Source organism: Halocola ammonii (assembly GCF_049334165.1).
In the GTDB taxonomy this organism is placed as follows: Bacteria; Bacteroidota; Bacteroidia; order Flavobacteriales_D; family Sanyastnellaceae; genus JBEGHD01.
The window spans coordinates 38,079-60,434 of sequence record NZ_JBEGHD010000013.1 but is presented as its reverse complement, the minus strand read 5'-3'; the positions used below and the strand labels follow the sequence as shown (position 1 = coordinate 60,434).

Below are 22,356 nucleotides of genomic sequence, written 5' to 3'. Positions count from 1 at the left end.
TGTGAAACCTCTCATGCTTTGTGAAAAATTCAGTTTGAATTCTTCTCTCTAAAACAATCAGAGTTAAACCAGGAAGATTGATCACTGAATGGCACCGACAGAAGGAGGTGTTGTATCGAAGTGACCTGTTTTGAAAACGAACATAATGTCACCCCTTCGGGGTTTTGCAAAACGCAATCCACAATTATCTACTTCAATTATTTCACCCCTTCGGGGTTAGGGTTTTCACAACCCCAATTACCTTAACCCCTTTCTCCTAAAATAATCCCGAGATCTTCCCGTCTTTATCGATTTGGATTTTCTCTGAGGCTGGGTGCGCTGGCAGGCCGGGCATGCGCAGCATGTTTCCCGCAATCGGAATTATAAAACCGGCTCCGGCAGCAATTTCAAACTCGCGAATTTCGATGGTGAATCCTTCAGGTCGACCGATCAGCTTATCGTCATCGCTCAAACTCTTTTGCGTCTTTGCCATGCAAATGGGCAATTCACCAAAGCCGAGTTTTTCGAATCTTCTCAACTGTGAAGATGCTTTCTTCGACAGGCTCACTCCTTTTGCTCCATAAATCTTTTTCGCCACCTTTTCCATCTTGGTGACGATGTTGTCCGAGAGGTCGTAGGTCGGTGTGAACTCGGCCTTGCCTTTTTCGCACGAGCGAACCACGGCTTCGGCAAGCTCGGCACAGCCCTCGCCTCCTTTGGCCCAGCCAGAGCTGAGCGCCACTTCCACTCCCAGCTTTTTACAATGATCTTTCAAAAACTGGATTTCCGCTTCGGTGTCGCTCACAAAGTGGTTAATCGCCACAGTCACCGGAATACCGAATGACTGAATACTTTCGATGTGCTTTTCAAGATTGGGCATTCCCTGCTCCAGCGCTCCTACGTTTTCGGTAGTCAATTCATCGAGCGGTTGCCCACCGTGATATTTCAGTGCGCGGATGGTGGCTACCACAACCACTGTTTTTGGTGCAATTCCCGCAGCACGGCATTTGATGTTGAGAAATTTTTCGGCTCCGAGGTCGGCTCCGAAACCAGCTTCAGTTACTGTGTAGTCACTTAGGCTCATCCCCATTTTTGTGGCCAACACTGAGTTGGTTCCCTGGGCGATGTTTGCAAAAGGACCACCATGCAAAATGGCCGGGTTCGACTCGAGCGTCTGCACGAGGTTTGGCTTGATGGCATCTTTGAGCAGCACTGCCATGGCGCCCTCAGCTTGTAACTGTCTGGCGTAAACCGGCTCTCCGGAATAGGTGTCTCCGATGTAAATATTTCCGAGTCGCTTTTTGAGGTCTTCAAAATCGGAGCTCAGGCAGAGAATCGCCATCACTTCGCTGGCTGCTGTGATGTTGAATCCCGTTTCGCTGGGAACTCCGCCCGACTTGCCACCGAGACCTGAAACGATGTTTCTCAGCGCGCGGTCGTTCATGTCCATCACGCGCTTCCAGAGGACAGTCCGCGGATCAATGCCGAGATTATTAACCTTGCTTTGCACGTTGTTGTCTATCAACGCTGCCAGCAGGTTGTTCGCCTTTTCGATGGCGTTGAAATCGCCCGTGAAATGCAGGTTGATGTCTTCCATTGGAATCACCTGACTTTGGCCGCCACCGGCAGCTCCGCCTTTGATTCCAAACACCGGACCGAGGCTGGGTTCTCTGAGCACAGCTGTTGCCTGCTTGCCAATGTGATTGAGCCCATCGGTAAGTCCGATAGAAACGGTGGTTTTGCCTTCTCCCGGAGGAGTTGGCGTCAGCGCTGTCACCAAAACGAGATTCGACTGCTTCACCTTTTGCTCATCAATCAGTGAAAGGGGAAGCTTGGCTTTTGACTTTCCATAAAGTTCGAGATGATCTTCTGAAAGCTGGAGCTTTTGAGCAATTTCCCTTATGTGTTTGGCATCGGCCTTCTGGGCAATTTCTATATCGGACATAAACAGTTTTTTGATGTTGATTTGCTGTGGAGCAAGTTAAGATTTATGCCAGAAAAAAAGTTGTGATTGATCAGGTGATTGCGTGAGAAAAACCATTTTCAAAAGAATTTTTCACTGGATCAAAAAAGTCATTCCCGGATTACAAATCCGGACATTTAATTCCGCAGGATTGCAAATCCTGCGGAACACAACCGATAATCATTTCACCTAAAAACCAAAAACCCCAGCCGGATTCTCCAACTAGGGATTTAATGTTTTCAAATGTAAGTTACCTCTACATTAAGGTGGCTGAGATAGAAAGTTCGAGGCCAAGGGGTTTATTTACAAAAACGTATAGTGAATTCTTAAGAAGAGAAACAGACTAAAACTTGTAGCCAAACTTTACATCTGAAATGACTATAGTAGTATCTAGTTCACTGTCGCGTACCGTGGCGTCTAGTGCTCCCTCGATGTAGCCGTTATTATCGGAAGTCTCAACTATTCTTATTATTTCCAACCGGATTTCCTGGCACTCAGTAGCATGAAGGATGGATTCATTTGAATCTGGAATATCTATGCTATTATTCATATAGTGGCCTCGAGGACCTACAGAGTCATTTTCATTGCAAGAAGTAAAAACTCCTTCGTGAAGATTCGCGCGTGTTCCAATAACTATAAACTCACCATCTTCAACATTTCTAATAGAAACATGAAAATATCTTCTCTCAAAGTCTAGATAACCATTTGGATAATAAGCACCATTCATCCATGACAAAACTCCATTTCCATCAGGCTCGAATTGAACACCATTAACTTTCCCCTCAAAATAATTATCCATTGATTCGGAAGGGTCATAAGGCTGATCTTTTTTGCAACTTGAAAAGGCAGCAAAAACTCCAAAAAGTAGGAATAGCTTGAAATGTGTGTGGATGTTTTTCATAATTAGTGTGTTAAAGTTCTCTCAATGTATGAAAATGTGTGGATCTGCTCGTGCTTCTATCAATGTTAACAATTGAAGAATGACGTCATTGTCCATTTTTCATACACTCTTATTTTTGAGTTTACTCACATAGAAATGGGTTGCAAATCCTGCGGAACACCAACCAACCAACAACTCTTCCACTCAGAAAACAAAAACCCCAGCCGGAGTTTCCAACTGGGGTTTCAATGTTTTAAGTTATGCTCTACCACTACACAAAAGTGGCTGAGTTAGAAAGTTCGAGAGCAAGGCTTGTGAAAGCACACATTGTGCAGTTTACGCTAGTAAATGAGCAAATTTGGGCTTGAGTGTAACGCAGCTCTAGAGCTTTCTAGACTTCTAGACAGCCACCTTTAGAAAGGTAAGTCGTCCTCGTCCTCGCTATTGAGATCCACCGGCTCGGTAGAAGGCATCGGAGGAGTTTCCGGTGGGCCATCAGGTCCGGCACTTTGCCCTGCTGCCTCGAGTTTCCAGGCTACGAGGTTGTTGAAGTATTTCCCGTTCCACTCGCGTCCGCGAATGTCAAACATCACTTTGAGGCGGTCACCTTCCTTGTAATCTTTAATGAGCTCAGCTTTTTCTTTGAGCAGTTCAAACTTGATATCGTTGGGATACTGTTCTTCAGTTGTAATCACAAATTCGCGCTTGTAAAATCCGCTGTCGAATTTCTCTTCGTCCATGATCGCTTTGATCTTTCCGGTAATGTCCATATCGTCTCTCTTTTATCCGTTATTAAAAGTCAATAATGTTTTCCAGGCTTCTTCCACTTTCTCCTGCTCCAGCAGTTCGTGGGCCTTTTTGTGAAGTTTTACTTCCAGCTCGGCAGCGCGATCTTCGTATTCCACAAAAAGATCTGCCAGCTCCATGAGCTTGTAGTCGTTCACCTCTGTTTCGTCAGGAAGACCTTCCACGTTTCCGAGTTTGCCAAGATCGTTTCCTGTCAGGTAGCGACTGTTTCGAATATCGGAAGGAATTTGGTCAATCCCAATTCCAAGTCTCGAAATGGGCTTTGCCACTTCGAAGAGCGCTTCGCCATGAGCCCGGGTGTAGTAGTTTCCTCCGTTGCGGCCAACCAGGTCGATTTTCGTCTGGTCGATTTTTCCATCCGCATCGAGGACGTCTTCGTTGATGTGCATTCTTACCACTTCGCAAATGACGAGGTTTCCGGCACCTCCGCCATCTCCGAGTTCTTTTACTTCAATCACTTTGCACTCAAGCTGCACTGGAGATTCTTTTACTCTCAGCGGTTTCACCACTTCCGATTCTATCGGAGTGAATCCAGCCTTGATAAATTCGCTTACACCTTCGGGATAGTCCGTGCTGGCCAGCGACATTTGCTGCACCATGTCGTAGTTCACCACGTTGATCACGACCTCGGGAACTTTTTTGACGTTCTCGTAGGTGTGCTTGGTGGTGTTGTCCCTTCCTCTTCTCGCTGGAGAAAAAATGGCAATCGGAGGGTTGGCGCTAAACACGTTGAAGAAACTAAAAGGCGCCAGGTTTGGCCGACCTTGTTCGTCAACGGTACTCGCAAAGGCGATTGGCCTCGGACCAACTGAGCCCAGCAACAAGCCGTGCAGTTTGGGCGTTTCGAGTTCTTTAGGATCTACTGTGAGCATTGATTTTCCTTTTTTGGGAGAGCAAAGTTAACGAATTGACAGGGGGCTCAAAGAATAGTTTTCAACGCTTTTCCACGTCCGGGATGCTGCTCATCACCTTGTCCTTGAGGCGCTCTTTAAACTCCACAATTCGCTGTAGCAAATCGCTGTCTCCAGCGGCTACAATCTGCGCTGCCAGGATACCGGCATTCTTTGCACCATCGAGCGCTACAGTGGCCACGGGCACTCCCGAGGGCATTTGCAAAATCGACAGCACGCTGTCCCACCCATCGATGGAGTTGCTCGATTTGATCGGCACTCCGATAACAGGAAGTGGAGTCACTGAAGCTGTCATCCCCGGAAGGTGAGCTGCGCCTCCCGCTCCGGCAACGATCACTTTGATTCCGCGAGAGGAAGCATTTTTGGCGTAGTCCATCATCCGCTCTGGTGTGCGGTGAGCTGAGACTACGGTCATTTCGTATTCGACTTCGAGTTCTTTTAGTACTTCGGCAGCCTGTTCCATAACCGGAAGATCCGATTTGCTGCCCATGATGATTCCTACTTTGGTGCTCATTGTTTCTATAGGTTTTTACTATACTGCATTAAAATGCAGTTTAGGTTTCGTTCGGCAACGTCACTATTTACAATATTTTTCGATATAACTTTCTCCGTGTTTCCCTGCCCTTGACCAATCCTCACAGGCTTTATCCATCTCTCCATTTTGCTTAAAAGAAATCCCTCTGTTTTTGTATCTCATTAATTTGCCCTTTTCGTCTTTTGAATAGTCAATCGATCTTTGCAAATCTTTAAAGCCGCCTTCAATGTCAATATTTGAATGTATTTTTATTAAACCTCGTTCATGCAAAATAATAGCATTTTTCGGTTCTATTTGGTCTGCTTTATTTAGAAGTTCAATTGCCTTTTCAAATCCTTCTGATCCTTTGGCGTCTTCCACTTGAGCCTCTTGATACAGTTCTAGAGCCTGTGGACTTTTTATCGCATCAGCTGTCTTGTGCCCGAAAATTACACCGCATGAATTTAATCCAAGGATAATTAGCAAACCTGAGAACACTTTTTTCATCTTACATCTGGTTTTTAAGCTGCCTAACACTTTCAAAAAAAAGCCTCAACTTTTGTTCTATAACTTTTTGGCTTGAACCAAAAAGTAAGAAAAAGTTCAAGGCTGTGACCTCTACTCAAAATTTTGCTTTGTCTCAACTAACTTCGACCGAGTGATCCTGTCGGCTTCTCGGTCTGCGTAAGTCTCGACTTTGAAAAATTTTTGCGCGAGCTCAAGGCCGATCCCGATCTACCTCAATTATAGAAGCATCCCAACGATGCAAGCGGTGAAAAGACAGGCAAGTGTACCGCCAATCAGTGCTCTCACTCCGAGTTTTGAAAGTAAGCCTTTTCGGTTTGGAATCAGCGATCCGATTCCTCCAATTTGAATTCCGATCGATGCAAAGTTGGCGAATCCGCAAAGTACGTACGTTGCGATGATCACCGATTTTTTATCGGCAAAGACCTCAGCCGTTTTCATGTCGCGGAGACTCGTGTAGGCCACAAATTCGTTCAACACTGTTTTCTCTCCCAGTAGCTGCCCAACCAAAAAGACATCTTCAGAGGCCACACCGATCACCCAGGCGACTGGTGCAAACAGGTATCCCATCATCATCTGAAACGAAAGCTTCTCGTAGCGGGTGTGCTCTGCAATCACTTCGTTTAGGGCAGTCCAGTCTCCGAGTTTGAAAAGAATGTAGTTGGCAAGAGCCATCAGCGCGATGAACACCAGGAGCATCCCGGCTACGTTCACAGCGAGTTTGATTCCTTCTGTGGTTCCGTTTACAATCGCTTCGAGGACGTTTACTCCGAGTTTGTCTTTCGGCACTTCGAAATTCTGAGTAAATTTTTCTGTCTCTGGAATCAGGATTTTACCCGCAACAATGGCTGCCGGAGCCGACATCACCGATGCAATCAGTAAGTGCTTTGCAAAGAGCAATTCTTGCTCGGGGTCTCCTCCTCCTAGAAATTGAATGTAAGATGCCAGGACACTACCTGCAATTGTCGCCATTCCACCAGTCATCAGAGTCATGATTTCCGACTTCGACATTTTTCCGAGGTAAGGCTTCACTAAAAGTGGCGATTCGGTTTGTCCCAAAAAAATGTTTCCGGCTGCTGCCATACTTTCCGCACCTGAGATTTTCATGACTTTTCGCATCACCCAGGCGATGGCCTGTACAATTTTTTGCAGCACACCGAGGTAATAAAAAAGACTGGTGAGAGCACTGAAAAAGATGATCGTGGGCAGAACTGTCACCACGAAGTTTATGAGAGCCGAGTCGATTTGACCATCGGTAAAGCTGGCGAAAAGAAACTCAGAACCTTTAGCAGTGAAACTCGTGACTTTGACAAAGACTTTGCCGACAAAATCGAAAGCGTATTCGACAAAAGGAACCTTGAGAATGAGGATTGCCAGAATAACCTGAATAGCCAACCCTTTAAAGACTAGCGGCCAGTTTATAGCTCTGCGATTCACTGAAAAAAGCCAGGCAATTCCCAGCAGGACGAGCATACCGAATAGTCCTCTGATGATGTCCATCAACTAAGGTTTAAAGAGTTGAAATTGGCGGGCAAGATAAAGAAATTTCAATGGGCCGATTCTTTCTATTGCTGGTCGCGTCTGCGATTGATTTCATCTCGCAGTTTTGAAGCTTTTTCGTAATCTTCTTTTTGAATGGCGTTGTCGAGTTGCTTCTCCAGATCATCGATAGACATTTCCGAAGGGCTTTCTTCTTCGGTGAGTTCTTCGATGTCGATTTCCGGCTCCTCGCCCATTCCGGCTTCGGCCTCTTCGGCATTCACTCCGGCAGTGTCGAGAATAAAATCGTAGCAGTAAATCGGGCAGCCAAAGCGAACGGCAATGGCCACTGCATCCGAAGTTCTCGCATCGATTTCCGCCTTGCGGCCATCTTGCACTGCAATAATTTTTGAGAAGAAGATTCCTTCGATCAGGTTGTAGACAATAATTTCTTCAACCTCGATGGTGAAAGCCTGGGAAAAACTCTTGAACAGATCGTGAGTGAGCGGTCTGCTCGGAGTCATTTTTTCCAGCTCAATGGCTATGGCCTGTGCTTCGTGTCCACCAATAACGATTGGCAGCTTTCGAGAGCCGTCAAGCTCGCTGAGCACTAAGGCGTAAGCTCCGCTGGTAGATCCACTCGGAGCGATGTCGGAAATTTCAAGCTCTATCTTCTTCATACAAAAATGTGGGAAGCCTCGCGGCTCCCCAATTTTGACACAATTTAAAAATAAAAGACCTTTTCCTGTTATACAGGTTTAGTTGTCGGCATTAAACTTTTTGAGTGCTTCGGTAAGCTTTGGCACAACGTCAAAAGCATCACCCACAATTCCGTAGTCAGCCGCTTTAAAGAATGGTGCTTCTGGATCTGTGTTAATCACAACAATTGTCTTACTACCGTTTACTCCGGCAAGGTGCTGGATAGCTCCAGAAATACCAATGGCGATGTAGAGGTTTGGACGAATGGTCACACCTGTTTGTCCCACGTGTTCGTGGTGAGGTCTCCACTCCATGTCGGCTACCGGACGAGAGCACGCAGTGGCCGCTCCGATAGTGTTCGCAAGCTCTTCGATCATGCCCCAGTTTTCTGGTCCCTTGAGACCGCGACCGGCAGACACAACGAGCTCGGCTTCCGGAAGTGGAATTCCGTCTTCAGCATCCATTGTTTCAACTTCTTTCACTTTTACCGTGGCTTCACCAGTATCGGCACTGTAGCTTTCAACTTCGGCTGTGGCATCCGATACTTCCGCCTGAATAGAGTTAGGAAGAAGTGTGATCACCTTCTTGTCTGAAGTAATTGAAACGTTGGCCATGGCTTTACCAGAGAAAACGTTTTTCTTCACCACAAAACCATCACTCATATCGGGCATTTCTACCGCTCCGGTAACGAGACCGCAGTCGAGTTTGGCCGCAACGCGAGGCGCAACGAGTTTGCCTGTGTGATCGTGTGAGAAAATGATTGTATCGGCACCATTGTCTTCAGCGGCTTTCACCACCAATTTGCTCAGGCGGGCAGAGTCGAGCGCATCGATAGAAGAATCTACCAACACTTTTGAAACCCCTCTAGATCCCAAACCTCCGTCACCTTCGAGGTTTCCGAATGTGAGCGCAATGGCTTCCGTGCCCATCTCTTTGGCGATTTTGCTTGCGTAAGCTGCCGCCTCGAGACTCGATTTTATAATTTTTCCGTCTTGATTATCTGCAAAAATCAGTACTGACATTTCTTAACTTTTAATTCGTTTGAAATAAATTGACTCGGGCAGGCCTGGTTATATCACCTTGGCATCGTTGTGAAGCAAGTCCACAAGTTCCTGCACGTTTTCGGGATCGATGAGTTTCACGTCACCTTTTTCCGGTGGCAATTCGTAAGTTTTTACTTCTGTGTGCTTTGAAGCTTCTACAGGCTCTACCACGTTGAGTGGCTTTTTACGAGCTGCCATGATCCCGCGCATATTCGGAATGCGTTGTTCGGCCATCCCTTTTGCAGCGCTCATCACAAAGTTGCCAGAGATTTCTACTGCTTCGCTACCTCCCTTGATGTCGCGCTCGATGGTGGCTGTGTCGCCATCCATTTCGAGTTTTGTTGCAAGTGAAACATAAGGCCAGTCGAGCAGTTCAGCGATCATTCCGCCAACCTGCGATCCGTTGTAGTCAATTGTTTCTTTGCCGGCAAACACCATGTCAAAGTCATTCTCTTTTGCGTAGTTGGCAATTTGCTTGGCTACAAAAAGTGCATCTGTCGGTTCCGCATCAACGCGAACTGCATCGTCAGCACCAATTGCAAGTGCCTTTCTGATTATCGGATCGTTGTCTTCTTTACCCACCGTGATGATGGTCACGTTGCCATCGCCTTTGGCCTCTTTCAATTCGAGGGCTCTCACCAGGGCGTACCACTCATCGTAAGGGTTTACGATAAACTGAATGCCGTTGGTATCAAACTCGGTGTTGTTATTGGTAAATGCAATCTTGGAGGTTGTATCCGGAGCTTTGCTGATACAAACTAATATCTTCATGCGTTTTATTTTTTATGTGCTTCGACCTGTAAGAAATGTGTTGATCGCATGAGCGAAAAACGTCTGCCGGGCCGATAGCTCGTTCATTTAATGGTTTCTACAGCGTCCTTTTCAGGGTTGCAAACTTAGCCATTTTTGGCTCAAATGCTAACAGATAAAGTCAAAGAATTGTTTCTCAAACTCGTATGCGTGCATAATAAATTAGTTGTCAGTTTTTTCTTGAGGTCACCGATTATCAGATTCGATAATAAAGGCACCTGACTTTTGCTCAGGTTCAGGCTGAACAAAAACCTTTTCCGAGACTTTCGACACTCATGTGGAGTGAGAAAATTTTATTTCTAATTTTGCTCACCTGAAAACAAAGAGAAACATGCGAGAGATACAATTTAGAGATGCCATTCGCGAGGCGATGACAGAAGAGATGAAAAGAGACGAGAGCGTCTTTTTGATGGGAGAAGAAGTTGCCGAATACAATGGTGCGTACAAGGCCAGTAAAGGCATGCTGGACGAATTTGGCGCTAAGCGCGTAATCGACACTCCTATTTCTGAGCTCGGATTTGCCGGAATTGGCGTGGGAGCTGCAATGAATGGTTTGAGACCGATTGTAGAATTCATGACCTGGAACTTTGCCATTCTCGCAGCGGACCAGATCATCAACTGCGCGGCCAAAATTTACCAAATGTCTGGTGGACAGTTTAACATTCCTATCGTTTTTCGCGGACCAAACGGTCAGGCAGGCCAACTCGCTGCAACTCACTCGCAGGCTTTCGAATCGATGTACGCTCACATTCCCGGATTGAGAGTAGTAACTCCATCGAACCCTTACGATGCCAAAGGACTATTGAAATCAGCTATCCGCAACAACGACCCTGTTTTGGTGATGGAGTCTGAAAAAATGTATGGCGACAAAGGTGAAGTGCCAGAGAGCGAATACCTCATCCCAATTGGGGTAGCTGATGTGAAGCGCGAAGGAACAGACGTAACGATTGTGTCTTTCGGGAAAATCATGAAAACAGCTCTCGCAGCTGCCGAAGAACTCGCTAAAGACGGTATTCAGGCAGAGGTGATCGACCTTCGCACCATCCGTCCGCTCGACATCGAAGCAATTGTAAAGTCGATTAAGAAAACGAACAGGCTGGTTATTCTCGAAGAGAGCTTCCCGGTTTCTTCAATCTCTACGGAAATCACTTACCGAGTTCAGCGACACGCATTCGATTATCTCGATGCGCCAATCAGAAGACTGACACAAGCCGACACGCCATTTGCGTTTGCCAAAACCCTCATCGATGAGGCACTGCCAAATGAAGGCGATGTGGTGAGAGCTGTGAAAGATGTGATGTATATCAAGCAGTAAATCTCAATAAATTATTTTAGAGAAGCCTCTCCTGATTGGAGGGGCTTTTTTTTTTGGGGCTATGAGATTATTGCCCATTTTTCACTCACCTCCACTCCTCTTCAAAAAGAAAAGAATTAGGAAGAACATAACCACTGCCAGCACTGCACCGATCCAATAAACCGAGTCGATTCCAAATTGGTTGAAGAAAAATCCCATCACTACTGGCCCGAGAGTTTGACCGACACGCAGCACCATACCGTTGATCGACATGAAGGCAGCCCGATTTTCGAGAGGAGCAAACCCTGTCAGCAAGGTCATGAAGCTCGGCAGGTTCATTCCCTGAGCCACTCCAAAAATCAAGATTGGAATTAAAAGAAACCACAGGCCTGAGACATAAGGAATGATCGAAAGTGAAATTGCATAGAGCACAAAGGCGAACAGCAACAACTTTCGCTCAGAGAAACGCTCAGTGAGCTTACCAATCATTGTGGAAGTAACAGCTGTGCTCAACGACATGGAAGACATCAAAATACCGATCTGAAAAGAAGTGGCGTCAAATCGCTTTCCAGAGATAAAAGGGAAATAAGTGATCACAGCACCGTAGAGAATAATGAAGGTAATCACGCTCACCGTAAACAAAATATAAACTGGTACCTGATTGATACTCCGCCAGGTGTCACCGAGATACTTCTTAAAATTGCCATTGCCGTCCGGCTCTGGGTTGTCGAGACTAAAAATCACAATCAATCCGATAGGTATGGCAAGTAATGGCAAGAGAAAAATGTAGTTCCAACCCAACATAGCCAGGGCACCGCCAACTGCCGGGTAGAGTGCCGTACCGATGCTGAGCACACTCGAGTTGTAGCCCATGGCGGCAGTTCTGTTTCGCCCTTCATACAAATCACCAATTAGTGTGAGATTGAGCGCGCCCAATGCAGCTGCCCCTACTCCCTGCAGACTTCTAAAAATAAGCAACGACTGAAAATCAGTTGTAAAAAAGCAAGCCGCTCCGCCTAGTCCAAAAAGAAAGAGTGACGGCACCAGAATTCGTTTTCTTCCCAGTCGGTCGGCAAGCACACCAAGCAGAGGGGTCAGCAAAACTCCCGGAACAGTGAAAACAGTAATCAATAAGCCAACTTGCTGAGTGGAGACTCCAAGAGCCTTTTCGATTTGTGGGAATGCCGGAGCAATGCTTGACACGCCCATTACCGCCACGAGGGTAATCCCAAATATGATGTGCAGATTGGTCTGCGTTAGCAGCTTTTTTGTCACGATAAAATCCTTTGAAGAATTAGGCTTGTGAAGCTTTTAGAAAAACTCATGAAAGGACAACAGGGAAAACAGAAAAGTGTTTTTGATTCAAATGGAATTATGGATTAGATAATTATTAATTACTTCTCCAATGAGCTACCTCCCTGCTTATCATAACATAAAGACCTGAAATGCAGCAATTTCCGGACGAAACCTTGATTCTCACTGCGGTTCTCACTGCGTGAACCTATGCTATTTCAACTTATTCGAAACCTCCCCTCTCCTCATAACGCCTATCAATCTTTTCCGGATCCACTCTTTCAAAGCCGTTTTCTCCCCTGTGAAATCTAAAGTGGCGGATGGTGTCATTAGACAAAAAGAAGCAAATAAGTGCTACTGCCAAAAACGGGACAGCTCGCTGTGAGATGCGTTTAAACAATGGCGTATTTCCTTTTGCCCTCGCGATTAAAGCAAAGACGAACACCAGCAAAAGTCCAATCAAGCCTCCACCAAGCAACACTTTGGAATTTGGCCATTGCATAAGTCGAAACTCAATCCCCACTACAGTGACCGACAAAACCAAACCAGCGAAAATGGCCAGGAGTATTAACCAGGCTCCGACTCCTTTAAAAGAACCTTTCTTGAATATCTCTTTGAAGCCGACACCGTTGAAAAGTGCAAAACCAAAATATGCGTAAACCAGAGCCAGAGAGCCCGATGAAAAAACGAAAAGCGTTGTACCAAATGGCAAGACCAGTACACGCATGATGAATGACATTACTATAAGAACTATTAATGTTTTTTCTAGTTTTTTCATCCTACCTCATTTTTCCTAGTTGTCAAAAGATAAATCAACAATCCTACACTCGCAATGAGCATGGTTATCGCTCCAATGTAAGAACCAAATGACGGTCGATAGAATTGTGAAACGTCAGCCAGTAAGCTTACTATTTTATAAGCCATTGAAGACGCCACAAGCAAAAGGCTCAATATCATGGCCAGGTATTTTGGATGGGCGTATCTCGTCAAAATTGAATAAGCAATGGGGGCAATGTGAATTTCTGCCAGGCTAAAGAAAAACGCAGCCAATAAGACAATGAAAGTGTCACTATCAGAAATTGATCCCGAAATGAGGTAGATTAGTCCCAGGCCAATTGCACCAGAAACAAAGCCGATAAACAGTTTTACAAAATGCCCCTGTCGAAAGATTGACCAAATAATGACAGCTATGACAATTAATGGTAACAGGAAAATTGTGCTAACCGATCTAGCCATGCTTTCTGGTAGGTCGAGTGAATTCGAAAGCTGTTCAAATCCTTCATATAGATCGGAATAACTTATTTCATACACACCCCAAAAAATTCCAGCCGCAATACAAGCTATTACTATCTTCAAAACTCTATTCGACAAGGGAATACTCAACTGCACATTTCGGAAATTGGCCTGCCCCCTCAAAGCCAAGGGCAAAATGGCCGCCACGAGCATTAGAAAACCGCCACATGCAAAGCCAATCGGATAACCTACCTTTTCAGCTATTAGGCTCAAAACAGCTATACCCAAAAAGGCCCCCATATTAACAGCTGTATAAATTATCCCGAAGCCAGCATCGAGTAAATGCTTCTTATTGAGATAGTGCTTACCAAAACTCGCAAGGAGATTAGGCGAATAGAGTCCTCCCCCTATTACTATCAGCACCATACCAGCATAAAGCGCTCCAATTGAAGGGATGCAAAGAACAAACGCCCCAATAGCCTGAAGAACTCCACCAATGATTAGTGCTCCGCGGTTTCCGAGTACCAGATCCCCCAGGACAGCACCTAGAATCTGAGCCAAAATGATGAAAGCCGTGAAGTAGCCATAAACACTAAACGCACTTTCCTGGCCCATCTTTAGAGCGCCATCGATCATATAGAGCACCAGTATCCCACGAATACCGTAGTAGGCTGCTCGCTCAAACATTCTGGAGATAGAATAGATAAAAGTATGAAGGTCGTGGCCTTTTGAAGATTGTTCTTCAACAATATTCGGCCGTTCGTAATCTAGAGGAGTGTTGGAGCTGGAGTAGCTTGTTTCGCTCATGAGTAGTTAAGGTTTCTTTAAAGTGAATCTTTTCTGTTCGACTAGAATTAAAATGAAGGGAAATAGTAAAGTCCCACAACGATAAACAACAACGCTCTGAGTAGCATCGTCAGGAATATCCTTTCCTTTTCCTGTTTTATAAAGAAGAAAATAAGCAGAGCAGCAGCCAAAAGCATTGTCATGCCAAGCCCCACTGTAATCAAAGCACCGCCATTGGGCCACATCTGGCCCATAAACAAAACACCATTTAGCAACACGGCCAGCGACACTCCAAGGGCAAATCCCAAAACAATCTGAAGCGGACTTTTGGATTGAATGGCACCCGATTTAAAGAGTTTCCGAATTCGGAAATTACTAAAAAGGGCAAAACCGAGAAAGAAATACAGATTAGTCAACAGTCCAATAGAAAAAACAAAAAGCAAGTCTATTCCTTCTAGCTGTTGTTTGTAGTAAATCGAGGCAATCACTATAATTAAAAGAAGGATTTCTACAATTTTCAAAAGACGTGGTTTTGGTTAAGGTCCAGATTTAAATTCGAGTTGAATATACAAACTCGAAAAATAACCACACGCAAAATTCTTTCGAGGAAATAGAAAGGGCTGGGATTTTGAAAAAATCCCAGCCCTTTCAAAACATTATCTTTTATCAGATGAGGAGTTATACCTCAGCGTCATCCAGTGATCCGCAGGCAACGGGCAAGGTTACGTGGGCAGGCACCTCAGGCAGTGATTGAACGCTTTCTGGAAGTTCGGCATCCGAACTCACCCCGTGAAGAAAAATGATATGCTTATTTAAGTTAAGCGTGTCTTTCCCAAATTTCTTGTTGTAGGCCGCACCAAGCTCAGCTAAGTCAACCGTTTTCTTGTAGCTCATTTTTCCATTTTCATCTGACACTGGATAAGTTTCTGTCTTGATGGTAAGCGAACTTGGGTTGTCGTGAAGTGGTATCATGGTGATACCAGCACTCTCTCGTGTTTCTATAAGATCCACAAATCCGTCCTGGTTCTTGTCTGCTTCAAGTCCGTCCGGGCAGTTGGCAATTCCAAGCTCTTCCAGCCCATGTAAATGTTGAAGGTGCATGGTGTTTGGCTCAAGGCCTTCCGCCTGAATCGTGATGTCGAGTGTACCGTTGTAAACTACAAATTTGGCCATCCCGCTCACAGTACGGTCACCGTTAGCTTTTTCATTCATGCCATTTAGCGGCACTTCATAAATCAACTCCTTGTCTGTTTCCTGAATAATATCTCCAACAGGCTCGGTGTCTTCAACTCCTCCTTTTTTCTGCTGGTCGCAAGAACTCATTAAGCCTACTACTAATAATGCTAAAAAAATAATATAAGATCGAAATTGCTTTGAAGATCGTGTCATTGATTTTGTTTTTAAGGGTTTCAAAGTCAACAGCAGCACGGAAGAATTGTTGATACAAATCAAAAACAGTCACCTACCAGTGGCATTTTCTACAATTTCTCACAATCTGAAAATTTTTACTTGCAGGCATCAAAGAGTCTATAGTTCATCAGGGGGAAATAACGAGGCCCTCACTCAGCAATTAAACTCTACTTTTACCGCGGAATTCCCCAAGCTTGTAAACCATTGACGAAACAGCTATTTTTGCCCTCGTTTTTGAAAATCATTTCATAACCGAGACTATTAATCAAACAGATATTTAGACATGGAAAGTAACATGATGTATTTGGTTCCGATCCTGGGACTGGTGGGCCTTTTGGTGATGATCATCAAGGCTGTTTGGGTAAATAAGCAGGATGCCGGAGATGCCAATATGAAAGAACTTGCAAAGCACATTTCTGATGGTGCGCTTGCTTTTTTGAAAGCCGAATGGAAAGTATTGTCCATCTTCGCTGTAGTCGCTGGTGGTGTTTTGGCCTGGTCTGGAACGCTCGTTGAGCACTCAGAATGGCTCATCGCAGTAGCTTTTATCATTGGAGCATTTTTCTCTGCTTTTGCCGGATGGATCGGTATGAATATCGCCACAAAAGCAAACGTAAGAACAACTCAGGCTGCACGTACCAGCCTCAAACAAGCTCTAAAAGTCTCGTTTAATGGAGGTGCTGTGATGGGCCTCGGTGTGGCAGGACTCGCAGTTCTTGGACTGGGTTCGCTATTCATCGTGTTCTACTACATGTATGCCGAAGGCTACAGCCCAAATGGTGCCGAAATGGAAAAAGCGCTAGAAGTGCTTGCAGGATTCTCCCTCGGTGCTGAGTCGATTGCACTTTTTGCTCGTGTGGGTGGTGGTATTTACACCAAGGCAGCCGATGTAGGTGCCGACCTCGTTGGTAAAGTAGAAGCAGGAATTCCAGAGGATGACCCTCGCAACCCAGCGACAATTGCCGACAACGTTGGAGACAACGTAGGTGATGTTGCAGGGATGGGTGCCGACCTTTTCGGTTCTTACGTAGCCACTATCCTTGCATCGATGGTTCTTGGCCGTGAAGTTATCAGCATGGACAACTTTGCCGGAATGGCGCCAATTCTCTTACCGATGGTAATTGCTGGTCTCGGTTTGATTTTCTCAATCGTTGGTACGCTTTTCGTTCGCATCAGCGGTGAAGATTCAAGCGTTCAAAAAGCTCTGAACCTCGGAAACTGGGGCTCAATAATTCTCACCGGAATTGCTTCATTTTTCCTTGTAACCTGGATGCTTCCAGCTGAGCTCAACTTCGAGCGTGGTGCTGTTACTTTTGCATTTACTAACATGGATGTATTCTACGCAATTCTCACTGGACTCATCGTGGGTGGATTGATGAGTATCGTAACGGAATACTACACAGCCATGGGAAGACGCCCCGTTCTTTCTATTGTTAGACAATCTTCTACCGGACACGCAACCAACATCATTGGTGGACTTTCTGTAGGTATGGAATCTACTGTGATTCCAATCTTGATTCTCGCAGCTGGAATCTACACTTCTTACGAGTTTGCAGGACTTTACGGTGTGGCCATTGCCGCTGCCGGAATGATGGCCACAACTGCCATGCAGCTCGCGATCGATGCTTTTGGACCTATTGCCGACAATGCCGGTGGTATTGCCGAAATGAGTGGATTGCCTGAAGAAGTTCGCGGAAGAACCGACAATCTCGATGCCGTTGGAAACACCACTGCCGCTTCAGGTAAAGGGTTTGCAATAGCTTCTGCAGCTCTCACCGCACTTGCGCTCTTTGCAGCTTACGTTGGTCTCGCTGGCATTACTGCCATCGACATCTACAAGGCCGAAGTTCTTGCCATGCTTTTCGTTGGGGCGATGATTCCTTTCATCTTCTCTGCACTTGCTATTTCTGCTGTAGGCCGCGCTGCCATGGCAATGGTAAAAGAAGTAAGACGTCAGTTCAAAGCTCTTCCTGGAATTATGGAAGGCACAACGAAGCCAGAATACGAGAAGTGTGTTGAGATTTCAACTCAGGCTTCTATTCGCGAAATGATTGCTCCGGGTGCGCTCGCTTTGCTCGCGCCAATTGTAATCGGATTCACCATGGGAGCTGAACCACTCGGTGGACTTCTTGCCGGAATTACCGTTAGCGGTGTGTTGATGGGTATTTTCCAAAACAATGCCGGTGGTGCATGGGACAACGCCAAAAAATCTTTTGAAAAAGGTGTTGAAATTGATGGCAAAATGGAGTACAAAGGTTCTGAAGCTCACAAAGCTTCTGTAACAGGTGACACTGTTGGTGATCCTTTCAAAGACACATCGGGACCATCGATGAACATTTTGATCAAGCTCACCTCCATTGTTGCTCTGATCATTGCACCACACATTGTAGACAGTAATGCGCACTCTTCACATCTTGATGCGGAAGATTCGCAGAAAGAAATTAACTTCGAAGAAAATTTGACAGAAAAAATTGATGACGCAACGGTGAACATTTCAGATATTCAATAGTTGTAGCGACATCAAAAATTAGTTTAATCAACCTCTAAAAAACCAACAAAAATGAAGTTTAAGTATCTCTACGTACTTGCTTTCGCATTCATCCTTGCAGCGTGCAACAATGCAGGAAACGAAGGTGAGTCAACAACCAAAGAAGAAACCACCAGCAACGAAGAAATGGAGTCAAATGACTCTGAAAAAGCTGCTGTAGATGGTGAATACAAATTGATGGCTTCTGAAAGCGTAGTCAACTGGAAAGGTGAAAAAGTAACTGGTGAGCACACTGGTACTGTTCAAATGGAATCTGGAATGGTGACAATCAAAAACGGTGAAATCGCATCTGGTGAAATCGTGATGGATATGTCTACTATCTCTAATGAAGATTTGAAAGACGATCCAGACAGTCAGGCTAAGCTTGAAGGTCACCTCAAGTCTGACGACTTTTTCAGCGTTGACAAGCACAAAACTGCCTCTTTCAAAATTGAAGGTTCAGAAAAAGTTGACGGTGTAACTATGGTCAATGGAATTTTGACCATCAAAGGAATGTCTGAACCAGCTGTCCTTAAACTAGAGAAGTCAATGATGGAAGATGGAAAAATGACTGCAAGCGGAACAATGACTGTTGACCGCACTAAGTATGACATCAAATTCCGTTCAGGTAAGTTCTTCGAAGATCTTGGTGACAAGTTGATCTACGATGATTTCATGCTCGACTTTAAAGTGATTGCTCAGAAGTAAGAACTTTAGACAGCACTAAAAAAATAAAGCCCATCCGGTTCGTCCGAGATGGGCTTTTTTAATGTCCTTGGGGGTTGAGCTTTTTTGTATGCCTTTTGAATTAAAGGGCTAAGTCGTCAGCAATTATTAGGTCTTTAACTTCCGGCCTATTCAAAAAGGCCATGAATTTCACCATCAATAGCATTTATGATCTTACCCAGGTCCTCAGCGTCTTCGTGGAAGTTGTTGTCATCGATATCGATAATCAAAAGCTTGCCCTTGTCGTAGGTACTGATCCATGCTTCGTAGCGCTCGTTTAGCCGCGTTAAGTAATCGAGTCGTATTGCCTCTTCGTAATCTCTACCTCTTCGCTGAATTTGCTTTACCAATGATGAAACGCTTGCTCTCAAATAGATCAATAAGTCGGGCGCTTCCACATGCTCATCCATAGAGTTGAAGAGCGAAAAATAGTTCTCAAAATCTCGTGTAGTCATGAGCCCCATAGCATGCAGGTTGGGTGCAAAAATGTAGGCATCCTCGTAGATCGTTCGATCCTGAATAATGTTCTTGCCACTCCTTCGCAGCTCCTGAATTTGATTGAAACGACTATTCAAAAAATAGATCTGCAAATTGAAAGACCAACGCTGCATATCCTTGTAAAAATCATTGAGGTAAGGGTTGTCATCAACATCCTCGAAATGAGGTGTCCACTTGTAATGCTTGGCGAGCAGCGTAGTGAGGGTCGTTTTCCCGGAACCAATGTTTCCGGCAATGGCAATATGCATATCTATCTGAGTTTTTTAATTTTTTGAAGTCTTCAAAGTTATTGACAAAAAGAACAAAGTCAAGCGCCAAAAACGGCCTTAATTCCCGCTTTTGTAAACCTTGAGTAATTTGCCATCGAGCACGTATAATCGCCTCGAATTGACGCGAAGATCGTCAAATTCTTTTACCGGCAAATCGATCTTTTCTTCAGAGAAACTTTTGGTATCGTAAACGTGAAGTTCACTATTGTTCACGTAGTAGATCTTCCCGCTTATCACTTGAAAAAAGTCAAGACCTTTCACCGGAATTGTGCGTGCGTAAGTGCCGTAAATATCGAAAATAAAGATCCCTTTTTGGGGATCATTCACGTAGAGCCAATTATCAACTTCCACCATGAAATTGGGCATCACGTTTTCACCTACTACCTGAGTGAGATTTCCACTTTTCACTACTGTTTTAAAAGAACGGTCAGTTCGTAAAAGCTCAAAATTATTCAGGTTGAAAAGCCAAAAATGATCATCCACTGAGACGCATGCTGCAGTGATCTGCCCCACATCTTTCGAAAACAAATCAATAGGAGCACCCTGTACACTCAGTGTGTTATCTAAAATAATTATCTGAGAAAGATCGCTGTAAAATAACATTGGCTTCAAAGGGCGAGTGACATCAATGGTCGTGATGTTTCCGTAGCGCTTGGCGTTAAACTCGTAGTTAATCGTCCCGCCAGAACTCAGCTTGTGAATGTTCTGACCTTTTACTAAATAAATATTATCGAGCTGGTCGGTGTAGAAAGTGTCAGCTTCGACCTTAAGCTCTCTCTCGAAGGTGAAGCCGGCTACAAGAAAAATTGCTACTAAAAGAAAGAGATACTTCATTAAACGAGATCTGTTGGTTTGGGCAGTATACTCAGCACATCATCCAAATACTGCCTGTTGTTTGCAAGCCTCGGTACCTTGTGCTGCCCACCAAGCTTATTTTTCCGTTTCAACCAGTCATAAAATGTGCCATTGGGAACAGCTTTTACCAGCGGTGGCCGCAGAGTTAGATCACTGGAACGCTTGGCTTCGTAATCGGTATTCAGCTCTTTTAGTTTATCGTCAAGAGTGTCTCTAAAAACCTCCATCGAATTGGGCTCTTTTTCAAACTCGATGAGCCACTCGTGTCCCCCTGTAGAGTTATTGTCCATGTAGATGGGGCCTGCTGTAAATTCCTTTATTACAGCTCCGGTAGCTTCGCAGGCCACTTCCAGACCAGATTCTGCATTTTCAATAATCAGCTCCTCACCAAAAGCGTTGATAAAGTGCTTAGTTCTTCCGGTGACCTGAATCCGATAAGGGTCAGTGGAAGAAAATCGTACTGTATCGCCAATCAGGTATCGCCAAAGCCCGGCATTAGTGGAAATCACGAGTGCGTAATTTTTTCCAATCTCAACCTCTTCAAGTGAGAGAGCCTGTGGGTTTTCTTTTTCGAGCTCTTCCATCGGCAGGAACTCGTAAAAAATGCCGTAGTCGAGCATCAACAGCATATCGTCTGCAACCAGTCTGTCCTGAATTCCAAAGAATCCTTCGGAGGCATTGTAGTTCTGCAAATAGTGCATTTTCCCTGAAGGAATCAGCCTCTCGTATTGTTGTCTGTAAGGAGAAAAACTCACTCCACCGTGCATAAAAAGTTCCAGGTTTGGCCAAACCTCCAGCATATTGCTGGCACCTTTTAGCTCCATAATCCGTTTCATCAACACCAGGCTCCATGACGGCACCCCGGCAATCATTCGCACATCCTCATCCATGGTAGCCCGGGCCATCACCTCAATCTTCTCTTCCCAGTTGTCCATGAGCGCAACCTCTCTGTTAGGAACGCGCTTGAGCTCTACCCAAAATGGCAGGTTCTTGATGATAATCGCACTAAGATCGCCACTGTAAGAATCTTTGCTAAACGTATTGATTTTGGAACTTCCTCCTAAAACGAGTGACTTCCCTCCATACACATCAGCCTCGGGGTAACTGTCGTAGTACATCGCAAGCAAATCCTTTCCACCTTTGTAGTGGCAATCTTCCAGAGCTTCTTTGGAAACCGGCAAAAATTTACTTCGGTGATTTGTAGTTCCTGAAGATTTCGCAAACCATTTCAACCTGGTAGGCCAAAGTACATTTTGCTCTCCTTTGCGCAGCTTGCTAATGTACTTCTCGTAATCCTCATAGCGTCTGATCGGCACGGCTTTTTGGTAATCTGAGAAGGAGCGAATCGACTGAAAATTGTGCTCACGGCCAAACTCCGTTTCACGTGCAATATGCAGCATACGATGAAACAGCTCGCTCTGCACCTCGTGAGGATACTTCTTAAAAAGTTCTATTTGATGAATTCGCTTTTTGATAAACCACGAAAACACAGAATTCAAAGCCATCGGCAAGAGTTGTTAATTGAATTCCTAAATGTAACAAGAAGCGATGAAATCTGGAAACTTTTCAAACTTCAGGAAGCCAGCACCCTGACCACTGCCAGAAGGAATTAGAAAAACCTGCCACAGGTTTAAATATTCAAAATAACATATTTGGCTGTCGCAAAAAGAAAAAGCCTTCTTCGGATTAACTCCAAAGAAGGCTTTTTGAATGGTAGCGGGGGCAGGACTCGAACCTACGACCTTCGGGTTATGAGCCCGACGAGCTACCAACTGCTCCACCCCGCACTGTATTTTGTTTTCATCGCACTCAGCGAGTGCGTCTGAAAATGGTAATCTAAAATTATTTTCTGTCA

21 protein-coding genes and 1 tRNA gene are annotated in these 22,356 nt (G+C 45.0%); 3 read left to right on the top strand and 19 right to left on the bottom strand.

The window, feature by feature from the left end; all coding sequences use genetic code 11:
- Positions 1–256 precede the first annotated feature (256 nt).
- From ABHV44_RS13175 to ABHV44_RS13130, 10 genes are all read right to left on the bottom strand, one after another.
- A complete protein-coding gene (locus tag ABHV44_RS13175) occupies positions 257–1,924 on the bottom strand; it encodes a formate--tetrahydrofolate ligase (protein WP_459075167.1) in 1,668 nt (555 codons plus the stop codon).
- 361 nt (positions 1,925–2,285) lie between these two features.
- Complete coding sequence (locus ABHV44_RS13170; protein WP_459075166.1) at positions 2,286–2,843, bottom strand: hypothetical protein; 558 nt, start codon at positions 2,841–2,843, stop codon at positions 2,286–2,288.
- 392 nt (positions 2,844–3,235) lie between these two features.
- Complete coding sequence (locus tag ABHV44_RS13165; protein WP_459075165.1) at positions 3,236–3,592, bottom strand: DUF3127 domain-containing protein; 357 nt, start codon at positions 3,590–3,592, stop codon at positions 3,236–3,238.
- A 12-nt stretch (positions 3,593–3,604) separates the two neighbouring features.
- The gene (locus ABHV44_RS13160) at positions 3,605–4,501 is read right to left on the bottom strand and encodes a flavin reductase family protein (RefSeq protein ID WP_459075164.1); all 897 of its coding nucleotides are present in this window, start codon (positions 4,499–4,501) and stop codon (positions 3,605–3,607) included.
- Positions 4,502–4,562: 61 nt separating this feature from the next.
- Positions 4,563–5,054 carry a 5-(carboxyamino)imidazole ribonucleotide mutase gene (purE, locus tag ABHV44_RS13155; RefSeq protein WP_459075163.1) on the bottom strand — a complete coding sequence of 164 codons (492 nt, stop codon included), beginning with the start codon at positions 5,052–5,054 and terminating at the stop codon, positions 4,563–4,565.
- A 63-nt stretch (positions 5,055–5,117) separates the two neighbouring features.
- The gene (locus tag ABHV44_RS13150; protein ID WP_459075162.1) at positions 5,118–5,561 is read right to left on the bottom strand and encodes a tetratricopeptide repeat protein; all 444 of its coding nucleotides are present in this window, start codon (positions 5,559–5,561) and stop codon (positions 5,118–5,120) included.
- A 237-nt stretch (positions 5,562–5,798) separates the two neighbouring features.
- Positions 5,799–7,079: a NupC/NupG family nucleoside CNT transporter gene (locus ABHV44_RS13145; protein WP_459075161.1), complete on the bottom strand. Its 1,281-nt coding sequence runs from the start codon at positions 7,077–7,079 to the stop codon at positions 5,799–5,801.
- Between the two features lie 65 nt (positions 7,080–7,144).
- Positions 7,145–7,738 (bottom strand): bifunctional nuclease family protein, encoded by a 594-nt coding sequence (locus ABHV44_RS13140; protein WP_459075160.1) that lies wholly within the window; start codon positions 7,736–7,738, stop codon positions 7,145–7,147.
- A gap of 78 nt (positions 7,739–7,816) precedes the next feature.
- Positions 7,817–8,779 (bottom strand): electron transfer flavoprotein subunit alpha/FixB family protein, encoded by a 963-nt coding sequence (locus ABHV44_RS13135; RefSeq protein WP_459075159.1) that lies wholly within the window; start codon positions 8,777–8,779, stop codon positions 7,817–7,819.
- Positions 8,780–8,827: 48 nt separating this feature from the next.
- On the bottom strand, positions 8,828–9,571 hold the full coding sequence (locus tag ABHV44_RS13130; RefSeq protein ID WP_459075158.1) for an electron transfer flavoprotein subunit beta/FixA family protein: 744 nt from the start codon (positions 9,569–9,571) through the stop codon (positions 8,828–8,830).
- Positions 9,572–9,923: 352 nt separating this feature from the next.
- Here ABHV44_RS13130 and ABHV44_RS13125 point away from each other — a divergent pair, with 352 nt between their 5' ends.
- A complete protein-coding gene (locus ABHV44_RS13125; protein ID WP_459075228.1) occupies positions 9,924–10,925 on the top strand; it encodes a pyruvate dehydrogenase complex E1 component subunit beta in 1,002 nt (333 codons plus the stop codon).
- 81 nt (positions 10,926–11,006) lie between these two features.
- Here the strand turns inward: ABHV44_RS13125 and ABHV44_RS13120 are convergent, their stop codons facing one another.
- The 5 genes from ABHV44_RS13120 to ABHV44_RS13100 all read right to left on the bottom strand — a co-directional run bounded on the left by ABHV44_RS13120 (position 11,007) and on the right by ABHV44_RS13100 (position 15,605).
- Complete coding sequence (locus ABHV44_RS13120; protein ID WP_459075157.1) at positions 11,007–12,179, bottom strand: MFS transporter; 1,173 nt, start codon at positions 12,177–12,179, stop codon at positions 11,007–11,009.
- Between the two features lie 241 nt (positions 12,180–12,420).
- Positions 12,421–12,975: a hypothetical protein gene (locus ABHV44_RS13115; RefSeq protein WP_459075156.1), complete on the bottom strand. Its 555-nt coding sequence runs from the start codon at positions 12,973–12,975 to the stop codon at positions 12,421–12,423.
- The gene (locus ABHV44_RS13110) at positions 12,972–14,237 is read right to left on the bottom strand and encodes an MFS transporter (protein WP_459075155.1); all 1,266 of its coding nucleotides are present in this window, start codon (positions 14,235–14,237) and stop codon (positions 12,972–12,974) included. Before ABHV44_RS13110 ends, ABHV44_RS13115 begins: the two co-directional genes overlap by 4 nt.
- A gap of 47 nt (positions 14,238–14,284) precedes the next feature.
- Positions 14,285–14,737: a hypothetical protein gene (locus tag ABHV44_RS13105; protein WP_459075154.1), complete on the bottom strand. Its 453-nt coding sequence runs from the start codon at positions 14,735–14,737 to the stop codon at positions 14,285–14,287.
- A gap of 157 nt (positions 14,738–14,894) precedes the next feature.
- Entirely contained in the window at positions 14,895–15,605 is a 711-nt protein-coding gene (locus tag ABHV44_RS13100) for a hypothetical protein (protein ID WP_459075153.1), read from the bottom strand.
- Positions 15,606–15,909: 304 nt separating this feature from the next.
- Between ABHV44_RS13100 and ABHV44_RS13095 the strand changes: the two genes are divergently transcribed.
- Together ABHV44_RS13095 and ABHV44_RS13090 are read left to right on the top strand one after the other, a co-directional pair.
- Positions 15,910–18,135, top strand: coding sequence for a sodium-translocating pyrophosphatase (locus ABHV44_RS13095; protein WP_459075152.1), 2,226 nt, complete (start codon positions 15,910–15,912; stop codon positions 18,133–18,135).
- 51 nt (positions 18,136–18,186) lie between these two features.
- The gene (locus tag ABHV44_RS13090) at positions 18,187–18,861 is read left to right on the top strand and encodes a YceI family protein (RefSeq protein WP_459075151.1); all 675 of its coding nucleotides are present in this window, start codon (positions 18,187–18,189) and stop codon (positions 18,859–18,861) included.
- A gap of 146 nt (positions 18,862–19,007) precedes the next feature.
- On the opposite strand, the gene ABHV44_RS13085 is transcribed toward ABHV44_RS13090, so the two are convergent.
- The 4 genes from ABHV44_RS13085 to ABHV44_RS13070 all read right to left on the bottom strand — a co-directional run bounded on the left by ABHV44_RS13085 (position 19,008) and on the right by ABHV44_RS13070 (position 22,288).
- Positions 19,008–19,625, bottom strand: a complete 618-nt coding sequence (locus tag ABHV44_RS13085; RefSeq protein WP_459075150.1) for a deoxynucleoside kinase — start codon at positions 19,623–19,625, stop codon at positions 19,008–19,010.
- A gap of 78 nt (positions 19,626–19,703) precedes the next feature.
- Complete coding sequence (locus ABHV44_RS13080; protein ID WP_459075149.1) at positions 19,704–20,480, bottom strand: hypothetical protein; 777 nt, start codon at positions 20,478–20,480, stop codon at positions 19,704–19,706.
- On the bottom strand, positions 20,480–22,006 hold the full coding sequence (locus tag ABHV44_RS13075) for a GH3 auxin-responsive promoter family protein (RefSeq protein WP_459075148.1): 1,527 nt from the start codon (positions 22,004–22,006) through the stop codon (positions 20,480–20,482). Before ABHV44_RS13075 ends, ABHV44_RS13080 begins: the two co-directional genes overlap by 1 nt.
- A 206-nt stretch (positions 22,007–22,212) precedes the next feature.
- Positions 22,213–22,288: transfer RNA gene (locus tag ABHV44_RS13070), tRNA-Met, on the bottom strand.
- Positions 22,289–22,356: the final 68 nt, after the last annotated feature.